The organism is Algoriphagus sp. NBT04N3, from assembly GCF_019443765.1.
GTDB lineage: Bacteria > Bacteroidota > Bacteroidia > Cytophagales > Cyclobacteriaceae > Algoriphagus > Algoriphagus ornithinivorans.
In genome coordinates, this window is the sequence record NZ_CP048415.1 from 1,495,186 (window position 1) to 1,507,353 (window position 12,168).

9 protein-coding genes are annotated in these 12,168 nt (G+C 39.9%); 4 read left to right on the top strand and 5 right to left on the bottom strand.

Features of this window, described 5'->3' with window-relative positions; all coding sequences use genetic code 11:
* Window positions 1-3 precede the first annotated feature (3 nt).
* Window positions 4-471 (bottom strand): hypothetical protein, encoded by a 468-nt coding sequence (locus tag GYM62_RS06420; RefSeq protein WP_219958786.1) that lies wholly within the window; start codon window positions 469-471, stop codon window positions 4-6.
* Between the two features lie 219 nt (window positions 472-690).
* Between GYM62_RS06420 and GYM62_RS06425 the strand changes: the two genes are divergently transcribed.
* Complete coding sequence (locus GYM62_RS06425; RefSeq protein ID WP_219958787.1) at window positions 691-1,146, top strand: GNAT family N-acetyltransferase; 456 nt, start codon at window positions 691-693, stop codon at window positions 1,144-1,146.
* Between the two features lie 88 nt (window positions 1,147-1,234).
* Here the strand turns inward: GYM62_RS06425 and GYM62_RS06430 are convergent, their stop codons facing one another.
* The 3 genes from GYM62_RS06430 to GYM62_RS06440 all read right to left on the bottom strand — a co-directional run bounded on the left by GYM62_RS06430 (window position 1,235) and on the right by GYM62_RS06440 (window position 7,213).
* Window positions 1,235-3,079 (bottom strand): PLP-dependent transferase, encoded by a 1,845-nt coding sequence (locus GYM62_RS06430; RefSeq protein WP_219958788.1) that lies wholly within the window; start codon window positions 3,077-3,079, stop codon window positions 1,235-1,237.
* A gap of 1,646 nt (window positions 3,080-4,725) precedes the next feature.
* Complete coding sequence (locus GYM62_RS06435; RefSeq protein WP_219958789.1) at window positions 4,726-5,364, bottom strand: response regulator transcription factor; 639 nt, start codon at window positions 5,362-5,364, stop codon at window positions 4,726-4,728.
* A complete protein-coding gene (locus tag GYM62_RS06440) occupies window positions 5,357-7,213 on the bottom strand; it encodes a 7TM-DISM domain-containing protein (RefSeq protein WP_219958790.1) in 1,857 nt (618 codons plus the stop codon). Before GYM62_RS06440 ends, GYM62_RS06435 begins: the two co-directional genes overlap by 8 nt.
* Window positions 7,214-7,494: 281 nt before the next feature.
* Here GYM62_RS06440 and GYM62_RS06445 point away from each other — a divergent pair, with 281 nt between their 5' ends.
* Together GYM62_RS06445 and GYM62_RS06450 are read left to right on the top strand one after the other, a co-directional pair.
* Window positions 7,495-8,334 (top strand): hypothetical protein, encoded by an 840-nt coding sequence (locus tag GYM62_RS06445; protein ID WP_219958791.1) that lies wholly within the window; start codon window positions 7,495-7,497, stop codon window positions 8,332-8,334.
* A 2,105-nt stretch (window positions 8,335-10,439) separates the two neighbouring features.
* The gene (locus tag GYM62_RS06450; RefSeq protein WP_219958792.1) at window positions 10,440-10,724 is read left to right on the top strand and encodes a hypothetical protein; all 285 of its coding nucleotides are present in this window, start codon (window positions 10,440-10,442) and stop codon (window positions 10,722-10,724) included.
* Between the two features lie 199 nt (window positions 10,725-10,923).
* Here GYM62_RS06450 and GYM62_RS20970 read toward each other — a convergent pair whose 3' ends face one another.
* Window positions 10,924-11,493, bottom strand: a complete 570-nt coding sequence (locus GYM62_RS20970; protein WP_255590599.1) for a hypothetical protein — start codon at window positions 11,491-11,493, stop codon at window positions 10,924-10,926.
* 204 nt (window positions 11,494-11,697) lie between these two features.
* On the opposite strand from GYM62_RS20970, the gene GYM62_RS06460 reads away from it, so the two are divergent.
* On the top strand, window positions 11,698-12,162 hold the full coding sequence (locus tag GYM62_RS06460; protein ID WP_219958793.1) for a very short patch repair endonuclease: 465 nt from the start codon (window positions 11,698-11,700) through the stop codon (window positions 12,160-12,162).
* The last annotated feature ends 6 nt before the right edge of the window (window positions 12,163-12,168 follow it).

Below are 12,168 nucleotides of genomic sequence, written 5' to 3' on the forward strand. Positions count from 1 at the left end.
CTATTAAAAGGACCAGCCTAAGCCCAGATAAAGGGTTTCTGGAAAGGCCACTCCAGTTCTCAGCATAAATCCTTTTCCGGGTTTTTGCAGTCGGTATCCAATATTAAAGGCTACTGGAAGCATATCCTCTGCATTGTTCAGATTAAAATTAGGACCTGCGCTGATTTCTAAATGGTTGGCGTTTTTTCCTGTCAAAAATCCATATTGCAAATACAGGTAACTTCCAGAATCCACCCAACCTCCGTATGTCCCAAGGCCTACCTTCGCAAAGGTCGCTGTTATTCCTTTGTCCAAAGACTGAGTGAGGATTCGCTCATAATTAGACGTTGCAGTGGCCACAATTCCTGCAAAGCCTAAACTGCCTGAAAGTCCATTTTTTCTAAATGAAGGACTTGAATTTTCTTGTGCTAATGCTGTATTGAGGGTCAGTACCAAGCAAAAAAGCAGGCACACTTTGGGCGAAGTTTTCATTTCAGGCTGGGTGAGTAATTCCTCTCTAGAAAGATTGAGGAATATAGGTATAAATTATTGATTTTCAGATCATAATATTGAAGTTGATTTTCCTTTGATTGATGTGTTCTATTTAAAATTTTTATGGTCCAATGAGAAAACCATTAATTTCCGTGATTGCAGGATGAATGGGTTATATTAGCCTTTTGAAAAAATGAAGAAAAATCAATTGTAAGCCATATGAATCTAAGCCATACTGTAAAAGCCTTTCATGAATTAAGTGTAACCGAACTGTATGATCTTTTACGCTTGAGAAGCGAGGTGTTTGTGGTAGAACAAAACTGTGTTTTCCTTGACTTGGATAATAAAGATCAAAAATGCTATCACTTGCTTCTATATCAAGAGAATGAATTGGTGGCTTATACTAGGATAGTTCCTGCAGGATTATCCTATCAAGAAGTAGCCATAGGCCGTGTTGTCTCTTCACCTGCACACAGAGGAAAAGGATTGGGAAGAAAGGTGATGGTGCTTTCTATAGAGTACTGCTATCAACTTTTTGGGCCATGCAATATCAGACTAGGTGCTCAGACTTATGCCTTAGGATTTTATGAGTCTTTAGGATTCCAGGCAGAAGGAGATACCTACGATGAAGATGGGATCGAACATATAGAGATGGTGCGAAAAGCGAAAGTTTGATCCTGTCTATAAAATTGAATTGATATTTAACTCTTCAAAGATTACTTTACCCTTCGTAAGTCGAAAATCGTAAATCTGAATTTCGCTACTATAGTTTTTCCGCAAAGTCCTTGAAAACCTGTTTATGTCGCTCCAGGTCAATATTGTGAGAAACAGATGCTCTGACAATATAATCCTTATCTCCTTCTTTGGTGGTTCCTTGAGTGGATGTAGCAGGAACAGTCCAATAGCAACCCTTTAATTGTCCATAACTCACGCAAAACTTACTCTCATCAGGGATTTCAGTAATCATTTTATTGATCAGCTTTAAGTTTAGGGCCCTTTTGTATGCTTCTCTTTCTTCCTCTGTTTTTCCTTTTGTAGGCAAATCCAGAGAAAAAACAGAAGGAGTAAATCCTCTTTCAGCTAATTCCTCAGATACAAAATTGATTTTGGCGCTTGGCAGTTGGCCTTGTATAAAGTTGACAAATTCTCTTGTATTCACATAGGCATCCTGAATTCGCTGGTTCATGGATGGGAGTTGTCTGGCCAAAATCTCATATTGCTGGGCTGTGGCTTCATTATCACACAGAGCGAGGTGAAGTGCTATTTTATCCATCAAGTTCTCTGCCTTTAAATTGGCTACACAGTAACCAGCGGTACATTCACCGCCACTTGGGAATTTGGATCCACTGGCGTAAGAAATAGCCGGGACTACTGAGAGTGTTTCCCCCTCAGGCAAGAATTGTACATTGGGGCAAAATGTCTGATCAAGGATAAAAACAGGTTCAATAGCCGTTTCCCCATTTTTGGTTTGACGGCTGGCACTGAGTACTTCCTTTAATCTTTGTAAGTCCGGAACTTCAACACGAGGGTTGGTAGGAATTTCGGCGATGATGTAAGGAACAGCATCCTTTTGAGCTAATTCACCTAAAATTCTTTCCAGGCTTTGGTTCATGTCATTTCCGGCATCTACCGGTAAATCCACGATTTCTACCTGATCTAAACAAGCGGCAACCCTTCTTGCCTGATCATTGGTGCCACCATAGCAGTTAGGTGGAACAATAAACTTAATTTCCTTTCCAGGATGCTTCTCCATGGCATCATGGACCAATCCCATCATGATGGCATATTGGATAGATAAGCCGCTGGATGCTACTAAGGGCTTACTATCTGTGCCTGTAATATTAGCGATGCTTTCCAAAACCGAATCCTTGATTTTTGGATCTCGGGTAGGGGATGTAAGTGAGCTTGAATTACCGGCTAAATATTCCAAAGCGGTAAAGCAATTGGCAGGAGTCATGGCGATTGTTTCCCGTCTTCGCACATGTTGTATTTCAGAAATGTAGGAAGTATTTTTTGCTCCAATAATCTGAATTACACTTCCCAAATCCCCATGAATGCTGACGGCAAAATCAATGGAAAATGAAAGTTTAGGTTGGTCAAATGAGTTTGCTGATGAAATAAAAATCCTACTGCCTTTATAATCTGGAAGAGACTCATTGGAGCTTGCCTTTAAGAGTTCAAACTCATATCCATAAACTTCCCGAATGAGTTCAGCTCCGAAGAAATCTGAAATATCTTCTGAGTAAACGATTTGAGTTTTTTTATGGAGAAAAAGGTTTTTTCTAAGCACAGCTAATATGGGAGCTGTTTTAGAAGAAAAGCTGATTACCTGATCAAAAGGCAAGTTATTTAATTCAGCAATTGCCCATTCCAGGACACTGGATAGGGGATGCCCCAAGCGAATATAATCGTAAGCCGTTGGCAGTTGCTTAAGTCCTTCCGAATTGATTTTTCCAGATTCAACAAGGTTTTTGAAATGCTCTAAAAATTGGGTTTTTGCGAGACTTTCTTCATAAATATCCAACCGATGCGTGGTTAAGTTAAGCCAATCGGCAGGCATATTTTTTAAAATTACTTGTAAGTTTTGTTGGATTTGGGCTCTATTCATTGGGTATTTTCAATTGGGCTGCAATATAGCCTTAAAAGATATTTTTAAACTCTAGAATTATCCTGTTTCAGATTTAGAGCATATAACAAGTAGAAATAGTAGGAGTTCCTGAATTAAGGGAAAGATATTTTTTAAGATAAAAGAAGATATGCCTTCGGCGAGATAGGGACCAAATCCCCCTTTGGAATTCTGTATTGATTAGGGAGGATAAGTATCATAAAAGGGGGAAGGGGGGATTTTAATCGAATACAGTAGAAATAATTAGAAATACGCCTTCGGCGAAATACTATTAAACAGATATGCTTTGCAAGATAGGCTCTCCTCCGTCGAACCAGATATGCCTTCAACGAGATACGGATCAAATCCCCCTTTGGAATTCTGTATTGATTAGGGAGGATAAGTATCATAAAAGGGGGCAAGGGGGATTTTAATCGAAATACAGTTGAAATAAATAGAAATACGCCTTCAGCGAAATATTCAGAAGATACTCTTTAAGATATTATCAAGACATGCCTTCGGCGAGATAGACTCTCCTCCGTCGAGCCAGATATGCCTTCGGCGAGATAGGGACCAAATTCCCCTTTGGAATTCTGTATTGATTAGGGAGGATAAGTATCATAAAAGAGGGCAAGGGGGATTTTAATCGAAATACAGTAGAAATAAAATAGAAATACGCCTTCGGCGAAATACTATTCAACAGATATGCTTCGCAAGATAGACTCTCCTCCGTCGAGCCAGATATGCCTTCAGCGAAATAAACCTTAAATAGTACCCGCATCAAAAATTCCAGAGGAGCATGAATTTTAGCCCCGTCGTGGTGGATGAAAATATATCATCATATCACACCTTACAATCGGCCGTCCCTATGGGACTATTTCACTCTGGTCATATAAACTGCACTTTTCCAGAGATTAAAATCTCTGGCTAGGTAATCGTACGTCGCTATGCGACTTTCTAGTAATCTACCTTCAAAGAGCTCCGAAGGAGCGTAATTTTTTAGCCAGGGGTTTTAACCCCTGGTCTAAGAGTCAAATCTATTTCCCCAGCGCTGGCCCGAGAACTACGTTTGAAAACGTTATCTAAATGCCAGCAAGACGGGTAGATATTAAAATTAGAAATAACTAGAAATATGCCTTCGGTGTGAAAAGGAGTAATTGTGTAATTGGTTAATTGAATAATCGAAGCTTAAAGCTTTTGGATATTATTGATGGGTTTATTAGTTCAATCGTTCATAGTTCAATGTTCACCCTGCTCCGTTTGATCCCTAAACCAGAAGCCTGAAGGGCTTAAACTTATTAATAGCCCCGAGTGCAACTCGGGGTATAAATGGTAACGATTTCTCCCCAGCGCTGGCCCGAGAACTACGTTTGAGCACGCTATCTAAATGCCAGCAAGACAGGGAAGAGGCTTGTTATTGTCGGATTGAAAATCCTACGATAGGTGCTCGAGATTACAAATCTCGAGCAGCGAATCTCGACCAGCCGATTCAAAAGCTCCAAAGGAGCGTAATTTCTTAGCCCCGCCTGGAAGTCGGGGTATAAATGTTAACGAGAATCACCCCAGCGCTGGCCCAATAGCTCTATTTAGAAACGATAACCCAATGCCAGCAAGATGTCCGAGAATTACAAATTAAGTCAAGATAAACCTCAGGACTCCATAAATTTCTGATTCTCCACAAATGCCACCAATTGAGCTGAATTTTTCAACCCTAACTTTTGAATCAAATTCCTCCTATGGGTATTGACTGTCAAATCACTCAAAAAAAGCTTCTCGGCAATTTCCGCTGATGTCAAACCCTCCGCTATTAAATATGCAATCTCTTTCTCCCGCTTACTGAGAATATTTAGTTTAGAATAAGTTTCTGAAACCTGGGTATTTTCTCCTGTGGACTCAGGAAAAGTTGGGATCCCCTCGATAGCATTATTCAAAGCCTGAATCAATGCCTTTTTACTGATCGATTTCGGCAAATATCCTATAGCTCCTTCCATTCTGCATTTATCCACGATGTTGGGATTACTTTCCATAGTAAGCAGGATTATTTTACTGGAAACAGATACTTTTTTCAATTCCCTGATAGAAGCTATACCGTCAGAATCAGGTAAAAAATAATCCAATAAAATAATGTCAGGCTGGATTCTTTTAACCTCCTCCAAACCCTTTTTAAAAGACTGTGCATGCGCGAGTTCCTGAATAAACGACTCTGTACCAATCAAAGAATAAACTCCTTGCGCAAATAGCAAGTGATCGTCTATATGCACAATTTTAATTTCACTGAAGTTAAGCATGTAGCGGTATGATTATGATATGGCTTGTTCCGCTTGCGCTGGATTCCAATTCCATTTTCCCTTTAAGATAAGCAACTCTTTCTTGAATATTTTTTAGGCCAATTCCCTTTAGACTAAGATCAGGATCAATTCCTTTTCCATCATCTTCTGCAATGAGTTCTAGTTCACCCTCCCTCTCTGAAATACTAATCAGCGCTTTTTTTGCTTCCGAATGCTTAACCATATTTTGAAGTAGCTCATTGATAATTCGATAGAGTATCAATTCCGTGGATTTCCCCAAATCTGTACTTACTTGATAATAGAAATGGATTTTCAGTGGGTATTTTTTCTCCAAGAGCTCAATCTGCACTTTCAATACATTTTCCAAACCATTCTCTTCCAGATAGTGAGGAGTTAAATTGTGGCTAAGCGAGCGGGCTTCCTGTATGCTTTGCTCTATCATTTGCCTCAATTCATTTAAAGATTGCTTAGAATAATTTTCTTCTATTGTCTCAGTTTTGATATAAAGGCTTGCCAGCATTCCGCCTATGCTATCATGAAGATCCCGGCCCAATCGCTTACGCTCATCTTCCTGAACTTGTATCAAATGTTCAGCAGTCTGTTTCTCCCTTTCCAAAATCTCAATGGAGAGCTTTTCTTTTTCCTTTTTGAAAAGTGAGGCTCTTTTGGCGAAAGCTGCGGTAATTACTCCCGTTTCACCCATCAACGCAAAAGCACTTCCGTAATCCACCAAATAATGAGGCAAACCCATGGGTAATATTTTTTGATTGAGTTGCAGTACAATCCCAAACAGAGCCAAAATAGCTATACCGAGCAGGTAATATCCAGCAAGAGGCACCTTGGCTTTCCATTGGAGAAAAGGATATAATAGAATCAAAATGCTGGTAAGTAAGGAAACAAGCAGCGTAATCTGGAGAAAAAGTGATTTGCTTGAAACACCATCCATTATTCCAAAAGGTAAAAGCAAGGACAAAGCCATCAAAGCTTGGAAAATTGAAGTAACCCAAATCCACTTTGCTGTTTTTTTTCCAGTAACAGTGGGAGGAAAGAAGTTGACCACCAAGAGCAAAATCAGCACATTGGTCATCAAATTGAAAAAAGGTCTGGCAATTCCAGTCCAGGTAGTCTGAGTAGGCCAGAGAAATTGAAATGTCAAGCCCCAGTGGGTGGCCAACCAAAGAGAAATAGCCAAAACATAGGCCGCATATATTGCTCCACTCCAAGACTTCAGTTCTGCAGCAAAGAAAACTGCGAAAATGAAAATGATACACATCCAGCCCAGGATTCCCCCTATGATCAAAGTATCATTGGTCTTTTTTTGATAAAAAGTCTGGAAATCCAGAATCTCAGGCTCTATGTGAAATGTTTCCCCAGATTTATCCATCTGCAAAAGGACTTGAAGCTTGCCATTCGCAGGAATAGTAAATGGGATAATTAAATCCCTGTCAAGGAATGGCCTTTTTTCGAAAGGATATAAGTCCCCCAGATCCATTGATGAGGAATTAGCTCCATTTTCAAAAACCTGGATACGGTTGATATGAGGATTGTTGGAAACGAATAATAATGACTGTAAACTATCCGCATCATTTACTACAGTAAATCCCAGCCACCACTGACTTTTGGTAATACCCTGATTAAACAAACTTTTATTCTGCTTTAAAGTGTCAAACCTTTCCCAAGCCTCTGAAGGAGTGTAATTCTGATCTGGAAAGACTCCAAAGTTCAATTGGTCCTCCTTTTCATTGCAGGAAAGCAAATTGATCAAAAGAATAGAGCCAAGAATGGAACGGAAGTTCCACCGGTGGTACCAGATGAATACAAAGAAGCTATTCTTTAAACACTTACCCATTTAGAGGATAAACTAGAGTGAATGTGTAGGGTGATGGGTGAATTCGGAAGCAAGATAAAGATTGAACTGAATTCAAAACAATCCTCTATAAAAATACCAATTTTTAGGTATAGGAAGGCTTCATATTTAGGCTGAAACTTGTGAAATAAATAGAAAGACCGAGGAGGAGTATTTTCAAATTGATCAGGTAAATATGAAATGCCCATGAGGAAAAATCTCATAAAGGAGAATGATTATCCGGGGCATTCCATCTGGCCTTTTTAAAAACAAAATATTTACAGATGAAACATGTGCAGAGCTTATTTAGAATAATACTCATATTGATGGTTTTCTGTATGATACCTAGCTGTGATTTGATTGAGGGTTTGAAAGGTGATAGCCTTGACTCATATTATATATCCAGCATAGGTTCTTTAAGTACTCCAGAATTATCAGGTACCTTAAAAAATGGCGATAAAACTGATTCCAATTTGAGAATATATGGATTCAATGCCAGTGAATCAAAAGTGAATTTAATACTGGGAAACAATATCATGGTAAATCTCACATTCTCCATTCCTGCTAAAAAAGGGACTTTTACCATAGTTCCAGATACCTTTAGCAATGATGAAGTAGATATTTATGCAGATGGTTTTTCTTCAAAGTTCAAATCAGGTACTGCCACAGTAATTGAGTTTTCCAAAGACATAAAAGATGAAACCAGAGGAAAAATTTCCTTCAGACTTCAAGGAAATGGAGAATTTGGTGGATCTGACCCTAGATTTCCGCCTACCCCGATCAGTTTTGATTTCAGAGTAAGTTTTGATAATAGGGATGATCCTCCTTATACCCCACCAGTTTCCAGTGATGACTCTGGGGGATCAGGAGGAGGTTCTGGAGGCTCCGGCGGCTCCGGTGGTGGCTCAGGAGGATCTGGTGGTTCTTCAGTGTCTTATTGTACAACTACCTACCAAGGGCCAACAGGAGCGCCTCAGCGAGATGGATTTTGTCAGGCGGCTTGGCTGTACTTATGTAAAAATGGATTAAGTCCTGATTCAAGAGAAGTGAAAGAGTATTGCCGATTGTATGCTCAAATGAATCAGATAACTACACCTATGCAAAACTGTCCTTACTGCAGATAGATATCAATCGGAGGGGATTTTACATATTAGTTTAGGGGTGATTTTTGGAACTTTTTGATTGATTTATTTTTCGAATGACCTTTCGATTTGGCTTGTGGGATCCACAGGCCATTTTTTTTTATACACAAAACTTAAATTATCAAAGAAGCAAATCCCCCTTTGGACCTTTATACAAATTTCGGAGAAGTGAGAAAAATTAAAAGGGGGCAAGGAGGATTTTAAATGAAATACAATAGAAATAAAATAGAAATAGGCCTTCGGCGAAATACAATTCAACAGATATGCTTCGCAAGATAGACTCTCCTCCGTCGAGCCAGATATGCCTTCGGCGAGATACGGATCAAATCCCCCTTTGGAATTCTGTATTGATTAGGGAGGATAAGTATCATAAAAGGGGGCAGGGGGGATTTTAATCGAAATACAGTAGAAATAAAATAGAAATACGCCTTCAGCGAAATACTATTCAACAGATATGCTTCGCAAGATAGACTCTCCTCTGTCGAGCCAGATATGCCTTCGGCGAAATAAACCTTAAATAGTACCCGCATCAAAAATTCCAGAGGAGCATGAATTTTAGCCCCGTCGTGGTGGATGAAAATATATCATCATATCACACCTTACAATCGGCCGTCCCTATGGGACTATTTCACTCTGGTCATATTAACTGCACTTTTCCAGAGATTAAAATCTCTGGCTAGGTAATCGTACGTCGCTATGCGACTTTCTAGTAAGCTACCTTCAAAGAGCTCCGAAGGAGCGTAATTTTTTAGCCAGGGGTTTTAACCCCTGGTCTAAGAGTCAAATCTATTTCCCCAGCGCTGGCCCGAGAACTACGTTTGAAAACGTTATCTAAATGCCAGCAAGACGGGTAGATATTAAAATTAGAAATAACTAGAAATATGCCTTCGGTGTGAAAAGGAGTAATTGTGTAATTGGTTAATTGAGTAATCGAAGCTCAAAGCTTTTGGATATTATTGATGGATTTATTAGTTCAATCGTTCATGGTTCAATGTTCACCCTGCTCCGTTTTGGCACCTCAACCAGAAGCCTGAAGGGCTTAAACTCTTAAATAACCCCGTGTGAGATGGCTGAGGAACTAAGCCAACGAAACTCGGGTCAAAGGAGACCATTTCGCCCCCAGCGCTGGCGCACAATCTCCGTTTGAAAACGATATCTCACTGCCAGCAAGACAGGGAAGGGGCTTGGTATTGTCGGATTGAAAATCCTACGATAGGTGCTCGAGATTACAAATTCATTTTCGACCTCCCCCAGCCCCTCCTGAAGGAGGGGAGCGGACACGAAATCAAAAGCCTGAAGGGCTTAAACTCATTAATAGCTACGCCTAAGGCGCACAGGCCCGAGTGCAACTCGGGGTAATAATCGGATAGTTGGACCCCCAGCGCTGGCGCACAATCTCCGTTTGAAAACGATATCTCACTACCAGCAAGACAGGGAAGGGGCTTGGTATTGTCGGATTGAAAATCCTATGATAGGTGCTCGGAATTGCAAATTCATTTTCGACCTCCCCCAGCCCCTCCTGAAGGAGGGGAGCGGACACGAAATCAAAAGCCTGAAGGGCTTAAACTCATTAATAGCCCCGAGTGCAACTCGGGGTAATAATCGGATAATTGCATTCCCAGCGCTGGCGCACAATCTACGTTTGGAAACGACATCATAGTGCCAGCAAGATAGAGAAGGAGCTTGGTATTGTCGGATTGAAAATCCTACGATAGCTGCTCGAGATTACAAATTCATTTTCGACCTCCCCCAGCCCCTCCTGAAGGAGGGGAGCGGACACGAAATCAAAAGCCTGAAGGGCTTAAACTCATTAATAGCCCCGAGTGCAACTCGGGGTAATAATCGGATAATTGCATTCCCAGCGCTGGCGCACAATCACCGTTTGAAAACGATATCTCACTGCCAGCAAGACAGGGAAGGGGCTTAGTATTGTCGGATTGAAAATCCTACGATAGCTGCTCGGAATTGCAAATCTCGAGCAGCCGAAACCCAATAACCTTCTGATAATCAATTATAAATTATCATTTACCGCATATTTTTTTTTATATTCTAATTGAATCAACTCATAAAACCCAAAATAAACGCACATGGATAAGCTAGAAAAACTGGATATGATGGATAAAATCCTTCGGGAATTTGAGGACTTAAGAAATTCCCAAACTTCCGTACTAAAGAAAATATCCAAGATAGAAGCCGACAATATCAACTTGGGAGTAAAACTGCTAGAAGAGAAACTTACCGCTATTTTCTTTGCGGTAGATACCAACTTAAACCTTGTATCTGAACTCGAAGAACAGTTCCAGGAATACCGGGATAAGTTCTACAAAGACAATAATATCGCTGCAATGCAGGCGGAACGAAGCAAGGAATAGATAGTCTTTTCAGTATTCAAAATTAAACTAGTCTTTGCTAACACAATTCTTGCTATAGCCTAAATTCATTGAAATAACTTCTCGCCAATCAGCAGGATTTTTTTTCTCCCGCAGATCACCGCAGAAAAATTCGCATATGCTCACAGATTTAGGTTCCATGGAAATCAAAATCTGCATCAATCAGAGAAAATCAGTTAGACTAAATCTCATATCCCTTTTGAATCTCATGTAAGAAGCTGGAAATTTCCCGCTTATCCATTACTTCTTCATCTGACCACTCAAAACTCTCAAATTCATGCCACTCATGATCAATTTCAGGATCATAGGAATGATTTTGAAGTTTGGGTAAATCCCAATCCTGAGGTACAAAATATTCACTATAAATCAATTTCTTCTTTAATTTTTCACTGGCTTCCCGAGGGCTGAGAGAGTTGGAATTTGCAAAAATCACCCAGCCAAATTGCTTGTAATTGGCCCCGTCCCGATACCGATAGTTGAGTTTTAGATTCAAAGGTCGCTTACCCTCTTTGAATGGCAGCTGCTCTAAAAACTCATCCAAATCTTCCTCTGAATCAAAAGAACAAAGCGGTTCTTTCCCCAATTCAAAAAACCGGATTAAGTCCACCAAACTTTCAAAAACCCTGAACTGCGTTCCTTCATAATTATACACATACACCTGCTTACTTTTCTCAAATCGGACCAAGTTCAAAATAGCTATGGTTTTGGAGGGTGTAAGGTATTCGGTGGTGATGGGAATGAGTTGGTTCATGGTCAAAATTAATTTAACAAGCCCAGAACCATAGAAACTAAAAAATTTCAAATGGCAACTTATGTCGGTAAAAAAGATGACTATCTGATTTAAAGTTCTGGCAGAAGCGAGTTACTTCATTTAACTTCCACATTCAAGCTTTAAATAAGAGGTATGCCCTATTGAAAAGAAGGGGAGATGATTGAGAAATGACTAGATTTGGTAATGGGAGAAAAGATGTATAAACGTCCAAAGGTTGCTGTTCCTGCTTTTTCAGAAGCTAATGGATTTTATACTACCAAGGAGCGCTCCTTCAACATGTCTCAAATCAGGTCCAAGGGCACTAAACCCGAGAAATTGATTAAAAAGGCCTTATGGGATGCAGGAGTGCGTTATAAAACACCTGAAAAGCCATTATATGGAAAACCAGATATTAGCATAAAGAAATATAAACTCGTCATTTTTGTGGACGGGTCCTTTTGGCATGGCTATGATTGGAAAAATCGTAAACATGCCATCAAAACCAACAAAGAATTCTGGATAGCCAAAATAGAAAGGAATATGGAAAGAGACCAAGAAGTCAATGCCTATTACCAATCCAAGGGCTGGACGGTTTTAAGGTTTTGGGATTTGGAGGTGAAGGAGAATTTAGGGATTTGTGTAAAGGCAGTCTTAGATTCAATTCCCTAATTCATC